Here is a 10,428-nt window from a genome sequence, read left to right as displayed (position 1 = left end):
GTGCGGTAGGATATTCTGTTGGGTCGGACTCTGATCCGATCGATCCCTTTTCCGCCGCAATCGAAAATTCGCGGCATCCATACTCTGTAAGGATTTTCTTCATGGCGCTTGCTTCGCGCGACGACCTCCGAAACGTAGCGATTGTTGCTCACGTTGACCACGGCAAGACCACGCTGGTTGACGCCATGCTCCGGCAGACGGACTCGTTCGCCGAGCACTCACACCTCGAAGAGCGCGCCATGGACTCCAACGAACTGGAGCGCGAAAAGGGCATCACGATCCTCGCCAAGAACACGGCGGTGTCGTACAAGGGCAAGCACACCACCAATGGCCCGATCACCATCAACGTCATCGACACGCCTGGACACGCGGACTTCGGTGGAGAGGTCGAGCGCGGCCTGTCCATGGTCGACGGCGTCGTGTTGCTCGTCGACGCCAGTGAGGGCCCGCTTCCGCAGACCCGCTTCGTGCTGCGCAAGGCTCTCGAAGCCAAGCTGCCCGTCATTCTCCTGGTCAACAAGACCGACCGCCCCGATGCCCGCATCGACGAGGTCGTCGCCGAGAGCCAGGATCTGCTCCTCGGTCTCGCCAGCGACATGGCTGATGATGTCCCGGACCTCGACCTCGACGCCGTCCTCGACGTTCCCGTCGTCTACGCTTCCGGTCGTAACGGTGCTGCGAGCTGGAACAAGCCCGAGAACGGCAGCCTGCCGGACAACGAAGACCTCGAGCCGCTGTTCGACGCCATCATCAAGCACATCCCCGCCCCCGTCTACGACGACGAGCACCCCCTCCAGGCGCACGTCACCAACCTCGACGCGTCACCGTTCCTCGGTCGCCTCGCGCTGCTGCGCATCTTCCAGGGCACCATCAAGAAGGGCCAGACGGTCGCCTGGGTGAAGTACGACGGCTCCGTCCACAACGTGCGCGTCACCGAGCTGTTCATCACCAAAGCCCTCGACCGCTACCCGGCGGAGAGTGCAAGCCCAGGTGATATCGTCGTCGTCGCCGGGTTCCCCGACATCACCATCGGTGAAACCCTCGCCGACCCTGACGATGTGCGGCCGCTGCCGACGATCACCGTCGACGAACCAGCGATCTCCATGACGATCGGAACGAACACCTCCCCGCTCGTCGGCAAGGTCAAGGGTCACAAGCTCACCGCCCGCATGGTGAAGGACCGCCTCGATCGCGAACTCGTCGGTAACGTCTCAATCAAGGTCGTCGACATCGGCTCCCCGGACAAGTGGGAAGTCCAGGGTCGTGGCGAGCTCGCTCTGTCGATCCTCGTCGAGCAGATGCGACGCGAAGGTTTCGAACTTACCGTCGGCAAGCCGCAGGTCGTCACCAAGAAGGTCGACGGCAAGACGCACGAGCCGTACGAACACCTGACCATCGATGTCCCCGAGGAATACCTCGGCGCTATCACCCAGCTCCTTGCCGCCCGCAAGGGCCGCATGGACAACATGGCGAACCATGGCACCGGCTGGGTCCGCATGGAGTTCATCATCCCGTCGCGAGGCCTCATCGGTTTCCGCACCGAGTTCATGACCCTCACCCGCGGCACCGGAATCGCCAACGCGATCTCGCACGGCTACGACGAGTGGGCCGGATCGATCGTGACCCGCAACAACGGATCGATCGTCGCCGACCGATCGGGTGTTGTCACGCCGTTCGCCATCATCGCCCTGCAGGAGCGGATGTCGTTCTTCGTCAACCCGACCGAGGAGGTCTACGAGGGCATGGTCATCGGTGAGAACTCACGCTCGGATGACATGGACGTGAACATCACCAAGGAGAAGAAGCTGACGAACATGCGTCAGTCGACCTCGGACACGTTCGAGTCGATGACCCCGTCTCGCCAGCTCTCGCTTGAGGAGTGCCTCGAGTTCGCCCGGGAAGACGAGTGTGTCGAGGTCACCCCGGCGATCATCCGCATTCGCAAGGTCGAGCTGGACTCCAACGCCCGCGCCCGCATGACGAGCCGGATGAAGAAGCAGAACGAGTAAAACCGCCTTCGGCAGGAGCGCCCGGGGTCCACGGCCCCGGGCGCTTCGTCGTTCCCGATACTCTTGGTTCCATGTGGCGCGCACGATCCGACCCCGACGCGCCAATAGGCATCCGTTCCCGTCTTCCGGGAGCGAGGTCGACCACGCGCACGCCCGAGAGTCTGGCCACCCGCCAGGGGGTTGCGGTCGGTGTCGCCACCGCAGCGTACGGTGTCTCATTCGGTGCGCTCGCGGTGGCAGCAGGTCTGGATGTCTGGCAGGCCTGCGTTCTGAGCCTTCTCATGTTCACCGGTGGATCCCAATTCGCGTTGGTCGGCATCCTGGCCTCAGGGGGAGCAGCAGCCGGCGGCACCGCCATCGCAAGTGCAGCACTCTTGGGCGCCAGAAACGCCGCATACGGGATGCGGATGAAACCCGTGGTCGGTGCGAACAGCTGGTGGAAGAACGCGGCAGCGGCCTGGCTGACCATCGACGAGTCGACAGCTGTGGCTCTCGCCCAGAGAGAACCCGCCGCCCGACGTCGCGGATTCTGGGTCACGGGAACCGTCGTCTACGTCGGCTGGAATCTCACAACCCTTCTCGGAGCCCTCATCGGTGACCTGCTCGGCGACACCCGCGCTTACGGGCTCGACGCAGCGGCCGCCGCAGCGTTTCTCGGCCTGATCTGGCCGCGGTTGAGGAGCCACCAGACGATCGCCGTCGCCTGTGCTGCGGCCGTAGCGGCCACGGCGCTCACACCCGTGGTGGCGCCGGGCGTGCCCGTCCTCGCCGCGGCGGTGGTCGCCGTTGTCGTCGGCACCACCAACTGGCTGGGGCGCCGAACCGAAGGGCGCGTGAAGCCATGACCCTGTGGCACGTCATCCTGATCGCCTCGATCGCCTGCGTCGCCCTCAAGCTGGCCGGCTACGCGGTGCCGCCCCACTGGCTCGAGAAACCGTCGGTGGCGCGAACGGCCGACCTTCTCACGGTGGCCTTGCTCGCCGCCCTCATCGCCGTGCAGACCCTCGGTGCCGGGCAATCACTCGTCGTCGACGCGCGCGTGCCGGCTCTGGCCGCCGCCGGGTTGCTGTACTGGCTCCGATTGCCGTTCCTCGTCGTTGTGATCGCGGCGGCTCTCGTGGCCGCGATGCTCCGCCTCTGGGGCGGGATGGCCTGAGCGTCGCAGTCCCCGCGCAGCACGCGCGGCTAAACTATGTCGGTGACCTCCGACGACTTCCGCCAGCCCGTTTCGCCTGCCGGCAACGGCTCCCGGCCGGCATCCCGTCTCCCCGGCGCGCTGCTGTCCCTGCTCGTCGGAGCGATCTACGGCACCGTCGGTACCGTCGCCCATCAGAACGTGCTCCGTCTCGGCGAAGCTGCTATTCCCGTCGGGCTCGTCTTCGCACTGATCGGGTCCCTCGGCCTGCTGGTCGGCTTCCGCCTGCTGTTCAACGATCGGGTCCCCGTGCTCTTCGCCGCCATCGGGATGGTCGGGATGATCGCCCTGTTCTCGGTAGCCAGCGCCGGCGGGTCGATCCTGATCCCGCAGGGGGTCGCCGGACTGGTCTGGACCGTTGCCCCCGTCCTCGTCGCGACGGTCGTCATCGCCTGGCCACGGATCCCTCAACGCCCGGCCGCGACAACCAACCGGAACCCGTCCTCAGCTCCGGCGAACCTTCGACGGTTGCCTGAGGCGTAGACTGAAGTTCCTGTAATCGAAGGGAACCCAGCAAACCGTGACCTACGTCATCGCCCTCCCATGTGTGGATGTCAAAGACCGAGCGTGCATCGATGAGTGCCCCGTCGACTGCATCTACGAGGGTGAACGCATGCTGTACATTCACCCGGACGAATGCGTCGACTGCGGCGCGTGCGAACCGGTGTGCCCCGTCGAGGCGATCTACTACGAGGACGACACGCCCGAGGAATGGGCCGACTACTACAAGGCCAACGTCGAGTTCTTCAACGAGATCGGGTCGCCAGGTGGAGCCGCCAAAGTCGGCGTGATCAAGTACGACCACCCGATCGTCGCCGCGCTGGCCCCGCAGGCCTGACCGCGTGGCGCTGCAGTCTCTTCCCGAGTACCCGTGGGATGCCATGGCGCCGTTCGCGCAACGCGCGCGGCTGCATCCGGACGGCATCGCCGACCTCTCGATCGGGTCCCCGGTCGATGCCACCCCAGCGGTCGTGCGTGAGGCGCTGTCCGCCGCCACCGATGCGCACGCCTACCCGACGACCGCCGGGACGCCAGCTCTTCGTGAAGCGATCGTCGGCTGGTTCGAACGCCGCCGAGGGGTGACCGGACTCGGCGTCGAGAACGTGCTGCCGAGCATCGGGTCCAAGGAACTCGTTGCCCTGCTTCCGTTCATGATCGGCCTGGGCGCGGGAGACACCATCGTGCACCCGCGAGCCGCATACCCGACGTATGCGATCGGTGCGGCGCTCTGCGGGGCCGAGCCGTTGGCATCCGACGACCCAGCCGATTGGCCGCCGTCAACACGACTCATCTGGCTCAACTCACCGGGGAACCCGGACGGCCGCGTCCTCGATGTCGGTTTCCTGCAGGTTGCTGTTGCACGGGCGAGGGAACTCGGGGCGGTGATCATCAACGACGAGTGTTACGCCGAGCTGGGCTGGACCGGGATATGGGAGACCGAGCCGATCCCCAGCATCCTCGACCCGCGTGTCACAGGTGGCGACACCGCGAACATCATCTCCATCTACTCGCTGAGCAAACAGTCGAATATGGCAGGCTACCGGGCTGCGTTCGCCGCTGGCTGCACCGAAACGATCGCCCGATTGCTCAACGTGCGCAAGCACTCAGGCCTCATGCTTCCCGGCCCGCTGCAGGCCGCGATGGTCGCGGCTCTCGCCGACGACGCGCACGTCGCCCAGCAGAAGGAGCGGTACCGTGCCCGCCGGAACATCCTCGCCCCGGCGCTCGAAGAGGCAGGTTTCCGGATCGACTCCAGCGAGGCGGGGTTGTACCTGTGGGCGACCGAGGGTCGGGACGCCTGGGCGTCGATCGAGCGGCTCGCCGACCTCGGGATCCTCGCCGGCCCCGGGCATTTCTACGGGGACTTCTACCCGGAACACGTGCGGCTTTCGCTCACGGCTACGGACGAACGCATCGCCGCTGCGGCCGCACGGCTGCGAGGAACGGTCGCTTAGGAGGATTGCTCCAACACCCTGGCGAACCTGTTGGTGAATGCGACAGTTGGTCTGGGAGCCGATTAGGCTGTATCCGGACCGTGCAAGGCTGGCAGTGGTTCCCGAGTCAGGTCCGACGAACGAAATCAGCACAAGGAGGCGCCGTGGGCGACGTCGAGCAGGACTTCCGCGCAAGGAACCAGAAAGCGACACTGACGTACCCCGGAGGTACTGCCGAATTCCCTATCCTGGGTTCCAGCCAGGGGGCGTCGAGCATCGACGTGTCCACGCTGACGCGGCAGACCGGGCTCACCGCCCTCGACTACGGCTTCGTGAACACGGCGGCCACGAAGTCGGATATCACCTACATCGACGGCGACGCCGGGATCCTTCGGTACCGCGGCTATCCGATCGAGCAGCTTGCGAAGGGGTCCAGCTACCTCGAGGTAGCGTGGCTGCTCATCCACGGTGAACTTCCCACCGCGGACCAGCTCGGCGAGTTCGACGAGAAGATCCGCCGCCACACCCTGCTCCACGAAGACCTCAAGCACTTCTTCTCGGCGCTGCCGCACACCGCGCATCCGATGGCCGTCATCTCCAGCGCCCTCTCGGCGCTGTCGACCTATTACGAAAGCGCAGCCGACCCCACCGACCCCGAGCAGGTCGAGCTGACCACGATCCGTCTGCTGGCCAAACTGCCGGTCATCGCCGCATACGCGCACAAGAAGGCGCTCGGCCAGGCGTTTCTGTACCCGGACAACAGCCTGAGTTTCGTCGACAACTTTCTGCGGCTCAACTTCGGCAACATGGCTGAAACGTATGAGATCGACCCGGTGCTCTCGACCGCGCTGGAGCAGTTGCTCATCCTGCACGCCGACCACGAGCAGAACGCGTCGACGTCGACCGTGCGCCTCGTCGGCTCGACCGGCGCCAACCTGTACGCCTCGATCTCCGCCGGCATCAACGCTCTCTCCGGACCACTGCACGGCGGCGCGAACGAAGCCGTTCTCGAGATGCTCGGCCGGATCCGGGATTCGGGCGAGGGCGTCCAGCGCTTCGTCGACCGGGTGAAGAATAAAGAAGAAGGTGTGAAGCTCATGGGCTTCGGGCACCGCGTGTACAAGAATTACGACCCGCGCGCGAAGATCGTCAAGGAAAGCGCCGACCAGGTGCTCGCCCAGCTGGGTATCAGCGATCCGCTCCTCGACCTCGCGAAGGAACTCGAACAGATCGCCCTCGAGGACGACTACTTCAAAGAACGTCGTCTGTACCCCAACGTCGACTTCTACACCGGCGTGATCTACAAGGCGATGGGCTTTCCGACCCGCATGTTCACCGTGCTCTTCGCCATCGGCCGCCTGCCGGGCTGGGTTGCTCACTGGCGTGAGATGAACGAGGACCCGCAGACCAAGATCGGTCGCCCCCAGCAGCTGTACACCGGCGCAGCGGAACGCAACCTTCCCCAGCGCTGAGCTGTGTGGCCCGTGCGGGCCGTCTGCACGCACGGGCGTCCTGCCCGGTACTGCAAATTCAGCAGATCTGTGCGACACGCCGAGTTGGGAGCGCTCTCCTACGGCGTGTCGGGGAAGATGTGCTGAATTTGAGGGCGGTTGCTGAATTTGAGGTCGGTGCCGCCAGGTCGACCCGCGGGCGCCACTGCACCACGGTTTACGGCTCGAGCGTCAGCGTGTCCCTCGTCGCCTCTGTCACCGCATCCGGGGTGGACGGCCAAGGGCGCGTCTTCTGCTTCTGCCAAAGCGGGGTCTGGTCGACGTAGTTGGCGTGGAAGGCGTGCCCTGACGCGCCCGTGAGGTTGATCCAGGTGGACGAGTCGAAGTCGGCCAGGTCGACCACCTGCCGCATCGACGGGACCCAGTCGACGACGTACCCTTCCGGCGCGTACCAGCCGACAGCGTTGACCACAGAGGAGCCGCCGGCAAGCTCGTACGGACCCCGGTTGAAGAGCATCTCGATCGGTGCGATGCCGGACTCGCCGAAGCTCGCGTTGCGGATGGTGAGGGTGTGCAGTTCGCCCCAGGTCCAGTCGCCCTGGTCGGCCCCCATCAGCTGCACCGCCTCGGTCCAGGCCTTGCTGAGTGCAAGCGTGAGCGCGTCGTCCCGCGTGACGATGGAGTCCTCGGGCCCCGCCCACCACTCAGAGTCGGGTTCGTCGAGGAGCGCACCGACCACCTGGAACCACTGTGACCCGCCTGCAGGCGGAATGTCGTCAGGCAATTTGGGCGCGAAGGTCCCCTCGAGGAGGTTCCGCCAGAAGATGTTGAAATACGCGGACTGTGCGCTGTTCGCGTCGTCGTGGAAGTCCCATCCGTCGAGGAGTTGTTTGCCCAGCCGGGCGTTGCCGGACGGCGCGAGGTCGGCGATGAACGGGGCGATTCGCTCGGCGATGGCGTTCGCGTTGTCGGCCTGGATGCTGCTCATGTCGTCGGCGGTGAATCGGCCACCTGAGGCGATGGACTGCTCGATCAGTTCGACGATGCGGGAGGCGCGGTAACCCGCATCCCAGTCCCTCGTCAGCAGGGGAGCGGCGCCCTCAGGAGCGACGGCGTTGTTCGCCGTGACGATGTAGCCGGACGGCGGGTTGTACAGCGACGGCAGCGAATCGAAGTCCACGTAGCCGGCCCAACCCGTCGATGCGAACCAGCCCGGCTGCGGGAGGGTTCCGTCGCCGCTCTGGCGGATGGGGATGAGCCCGGGCGCCTGGTAACCGATGTTGCCCTCGATGTCGGCGTAGACGAGGTTCTGCGACGGCACGTCGAACAGCCTGGCGCCTGCGCGGAAGCTCTCCCAGTCGGTTGCCCTGTTGACGGCGAAGATGGCGCCAGGTGTGCGCCCCGGCGTGAGAGCCGTCCACTGGAGGGACAACTCGTACCGGCCCTCCGGCAATTCGGCGGTCGCGGGGTAGTCCGCGGCGATGTCGCCGAACTCCCCGCTGATCCCGGTGACGAGCGGGCCGTGAGAGGCCGAACGGATGCGAATGGGTACATCGTCCCCGCCGGCGACCTTCACTGTCTCCTCGCGGACGGTGAGGGGCGTTGCGACGCCATCGAGCTCGACCGTGTCGCCTGACACCTTCTCCAGGTACAGGTCGGCGACATCGGGACCGAGGTTGGTGAACCCCCACGCGATCCGATCGTTGTGGCCGATGATGATGCCCGGCATGCCGGAGAAGCTGAATCCGGTGACGGCGAAGGGGCATTCAGCCGAGACGGTGGAGCAGCGCAAACCCATCTGGTACCACACCGACGGAAGGGCGGGGCCCAGGTGCGGGTCGTTGGCGAGCAGGGGTTTGCCCGATGCGGTGTGCTCGCCGGAGACCACCCAGGAGTTCGAGCCGATGTCCGGACCCGCGCGCCCCAGCAGCTCTGGCATCTTCTGAAGCACGCCCCGCAGCTCGAGAAGCGAGTCCACCGTGCCGTCCGTCGTCGTTGCCATCGGGATGGCTGAGCCGACGGATGCCGGTGCTGGCACCGCCGACGGCGACGGAACTATCGTCGGGTTCGCGGCGTACGGGTACGGGGGATAGATCTGGGCCACCTGCTCCGGCGTCAGTTCCATGGCCAGCAGCGCTCGGTCGATCTCATCCTCCAGGTTCGACCGGAGGTCCCATGCCATTGCCTTCAGCCACGCGACCGAGTCGGCAGGCGTCCACTTCTCCGGTTCATAGCCGGGATTCTGCAGCCCGAGAACGGCGTACTCCAGCGACAGGTCCGCACCGCTTCGCTGGCTGAGGTAGGCGTTCACCCCGTCGGCGTACGCCTGGTACCAGCCGAGGGTCTCTGCGTCGAGGAGTTTGACTTCTTGCTCGGCGACCGCGCGCCAGCCGAGGGTCCGCACGAAGGTGTCCGTCCCGACCTGTGACTCGCCGAACAACTCGGAGAGCCGCCCGCTGGTCACGTGACGACGGAAGTCCATCTCCCAGAAACGGTCCTGGGCGTGAACGAACCCCTGCGCCAGGAACAGGTCGTGGGCGTTGCCTGCTTCGATCGTCGGGATGCCGGCGTCGTCGCGTTGGACGCTGACGTCGCCGTCGAGCCCCTGCACCGTGAGCGTGCCGGAGACCTGGGGAAAGGAACGTTGCACAGTCCAGATCCCGAGGCCGCCGCCGACGAGAACAACGACAACGAACACCGCCGTGATACTGAGAAAAACGGTGAACGCGCGCGATCGCCGACCGCGGCTTGAGGTTCGGACCACATCACTCCTTTGTGAAGAGGCAGAGGAAGGGTTCAGGCGTGGAGGGCCTGATTGAGCTGGATCCCCGCGCCGGTGCGTGGCAGGACTTCGACCGCGCCGGTGACGGAGTTCCGTCGGAACAAGATGTTCGGAACGCCGGACAACTCGACGGCCTTCACGGTTCGAGGGCCATCTTCTGCGCCGTCGAGGACAAGAACCTTTGTACCGGCTGTGACATACAGGCCCGCTTCGACGACGCTGTCGTCGCCGATGGAGATGCCGATCCCGGAGTTCGCACCGAGAAGGGCCCGTGCGCCGATCGAGACCCGCTGGGTTCCGCCGCCGGAGAGCGTCCCCATGATCGAGGCACCGCCGCCGACATCCGAACCGTCACCGACCACGACACCCTGCGAGATCCGGCCTTCGACCATGGACACACCGAGGGTCCCGGCGTTGAAGTTCACGAACCCCTCGTGCATCACGGTCGTGCCTGGAGCGAGGTGCGCTCCGAGGCGCACCCGGGAGGCGTCGGCGATCCGCACCTTCGACGGCGTGACGTAGTCGAGCAGCCGGGGGAACTTGTCGATGCCTGTGGCGTGGATGCCCTGACGGGACAAGGCCGGGCGCAGCCGGTCGAAGTCGTCAGGATGGACGGGCCCGGCATTGGTCCACACCACGATGGGCAGGTGGGAGAAGATGCCGTCGAGGTTGATCGTGTTCGGCTGGACGAGAAGGTGGCTCAGCAGGTGAAGCCGCAGGTAAGCGTCGGGCGTATCCTTCGCCTGCTCACGCAGGTCGACCTCGACGGTGACGATGTCGACGCGGACGTTACGGCGCTCGTCCGGGATGGCCAGGGCTTCGATCTCTGCGGGTGCGAGCCAGCGTTCCCGCGCGGCGGGCAGCGTGCCGAGCCGCGGTTCCGGATACCAGGTGTCGAGCACCGTTCCGTCGGCGCTCACCGTGGCGAGGCCGTAGCCCCACGCGTGGGTCGGGATGGCAGGGTTTCCGGAAGTGCTTGTCATGCCTCAAGGCTAGCGAATGCTGCCCGCCAAGGTGGCCGCCCCTGGCCCCCGGTTCGGCCGCCATAGACTGAAGC

At 65.9% G+C, this 10,428-nt stretch carries 9 protein-coding genes; 7 read left to right on the top strand and 2 right to left on the bottom strand.

Going from position 1 to position 10,428, the window contains the following annotated elements; genetic code table 11:
• Positions 1–101: 101 nt before the first annotated feature.
• The 7 genes from typA (at position 102) to JWP90_RS08090 (ending at position 6,610) form a co-directional block, all read left to right on the top strand.
• Positions 102–2,009, top strand: coding sequence for a translational GTPase TypA (gene typA / locus JWP90_RS08120; protein WP_297362237.1), 1,908 nt, complete (start codon positions 102–104; stop codon positions 2,007–2,009).
• Positions 2,010–2,080: 71 nt separating this feature from the next.
• Positions 2,081–2,854, top strand: coding sequence for an AzlC family ABC transporter permease (locus tag JWP90_RS08115; protein ID WP_297362235.1), 774 nt, complete (start codon positions 2,081–2,083; stop codon positions 2,852–2,854).
• Positions 2,851–3,165: an AzlD domain-containing protein gene (locus JWP90_RS08110; protein WP_297362231.1), complete on the top strand. Its 315-nt coding sequence runs from the start codon at positions 2,851–2,853 to the stop codon at positions 3,163–3,165. Before JWP90_RS08115 ends, JWP90_RS08110 begins: the two co-directional genes overlap by 4 nt.
• Before the next feature lie 42 nt (positions 3,166–3,207).
• Entirely contained in the window at positions 3,208–3,687 is a 480-nt protein-coding gene (locus JWP90_RS08105; protein WP_297362229.1) for a hypothetical protein, read from the top strand.
• Between the two features lie 37 nt (positions 3,688–3,724).
• A complete protein-coding gene (gene fdxA, locus JWP90_RS08100) occupies positions 3,725–4,042 on the top strand; it encodes a ferredoxin (protein ID WP_297362227.1) in 318 nt (105 codons plus the stop codon).
• Between the two features lie 4 nt (positions 4,043–4,046).
• Positions 4,047–5,159: a succinyldiaminopimelate transaminase gene (gene dapC, locus JWP90_RS08095; protein ID WP_297362224.1), complete on the top strand. Its 1,113-nt coding sequence runs from the start codon at positions 4,047–4,049 to the stop codon at positions 5,157–5,159.
• 143 nt (positions 5,160–5,302) lie between these two features.
• Positions 5,303–6,610: a citrate synthase gene (locus tag JWP90_RS08090; RefSeq protein WP_297362222.1), complete on the top strand. Its 1,308-nt coding sequence runs from the start codon at positions 5,303–5,305 to the stop codon at positions 6,608–6,610.
• A 196-nt stretch (positions 6,611–6,806) separates the two neighbouring features.
• On the opposite strand, the gene JWP90_RS08085 is transcribed toward JWP90_RS08090, so the two are convergent.
• Positions 6,807–9,287, bottom strand: coding sequence for a penicillin acylase family protein (locus tag JWP90_RS08085; protein ID WP_297362219.1), 2,481 nt, complete (start codon positions 9,285–9,287; stop codon positions 6,807–6,809).
• 98 nt (positions 9,288–9,385) lie between these two features.
• On the bottom strand, positions 9,386–10,354 hold the full coding sequence (gene dapD, locus JWP90_RS08080) for a 2,3,4,5-tetrahydropyridine-2,6-dicarboxylate N-succinyltransferase (RefSeq protein WP_297362216.1): 969 nt from the start codon (positions 10,352–10,354) through the stop codon (positions 9,386–9,388).
• Positions 10,355–10,428 lie beyond the last annotated feature (74 nt).

This window comes from Mycetocola sp. (assembly GCF_025464835.1).
GTDB lineage: Bacteria > Actinomycetota > Actinomycetes > Actinomycetales > Microbacteriaceae > Mycetocola_A.
Note: the sequence above shows the minus strand (reverse complement) of the source record. Positions and strands in the feature narration are given on the sequence as shown.